Origin of the sequence: Pseudomonas laurentiana (assembly GCF_014648275.1) — a bacterium.
Classification (GTDB): domain Bacteria; phylum Pseudomonadota; class Gammaproteobacteria; order Pseudomonadales; family Pseudomonadaceae; genus Aquipseudomonas; species Aquipseudomonas laurentiana.
Genome location: NZ_BMQU01000175.1, coordinates 1 through 563, shown reverse-complemented (window position 1 = coordinate 563; position 563 = coordinate 1). Strand labels below are relative to the sequence as shown.

The window sequence follows — 563 nt, the reverse complement described above, 5'->3', positions numbered from 1 at the left end:
TAAGAATTTTTATATAATTTAAGTGATATAATTAAAGTTTTTTTGATTTTTTTATTAATTGATTTATGTATTGGATTTTATTTGTTTTATGGTTGGGAATTAATGATTGGTTATATTTATAAAGATTTTGGGTTTGTTTATTATGAGTAAATTTTATTTGGTTTAGTTTTTATTTTTTTAGTAATTTTTGATATAATTTTTAAATATTGGATTTTTTGTTATTTAAATTGTGTATTTTTGTTATTTGTAGTGATTTATTATGTAATAAATGATTAAAAAAAGATTTATTGATTTAATTTTAATTTTTTGTATTTTATATATTATAATTAAATTAAAGTTGTATTTATTTTATTTTTTTTATTTATGAGGGATTTTTTGTATATTTTAATAAAAAAAATTTGATTTTTTTTAGTAAATGTAAATAGTAGAATTGTGGTTAGGGAAGTATATTATTGATTTAGTTAATTTTATTGTAGAAATTTTTGGGATAAATGATTGGATTATGTAAATTAGAAATATTTTTTTTTGGATAAGGGAAGAGATTATTTGTTTTATATTTGTTT

1 pseudogene is annotated in these 563 nt (G+C 14.9%); it reads left to right on the top strand.

The features are described from left to right. Positions 1-15: 15 nt before the first annotated feature. A pseudogene (locus IE038_RS25730) lies at positions 16-150 on the top strand (hypothetical protein); the annotation flags it as partial. Positions 151-563: the final 413 nt, after the last annotated feature.